Genomic DNA, 243 nt, shown 5'->3' on the forward strand with positions numbered 1-243 from the left:
GGACGGGCCGGTACCACGACGCAGCCGGTCAGGATGGCCGCCGCGAGCGTGAGCAGGATGAGGATCTTCATGATCGTGCGCCGGTTCGGTCGGAGTCATTCACCTGGACGGGTTCAGGCCCAGTGGCCCGGCACCCAGCGCCAGTTCGGACCGTGAGCGATCCAGTGGCCCGGCACCCAATGGTAGCCCGCGCGCACCGGCTGCCAGTGACCGGGACGCCAGACATAGTCTCCGTGTGCCCAG

Annotated in this window: 1 pseudogene; it reads right to left on the minus strand. The window is 68.7% G+C overall.

Going from position 1 to position 243, the window contains the following annotated elements:
* Nucleotides 1-113 precede the first annotated feature (113 nt).
* A pseudogene (locus tag SB751_RS34410) lies at nucleotides 114-243 on the minus strand (hypothetical protein); the annotation flags it as partial.

Origin of the sequence: Cupriavidus sp. SIMBA_020 (assembly GCF_046535395.1) — a bacterium.
GTDB lineage: Bacteria > Pseudomonadota > Gammaproteobacteria > Burkholderiales > Burkholderiaceae > Cupriavidus > Cupriavidus campinensis.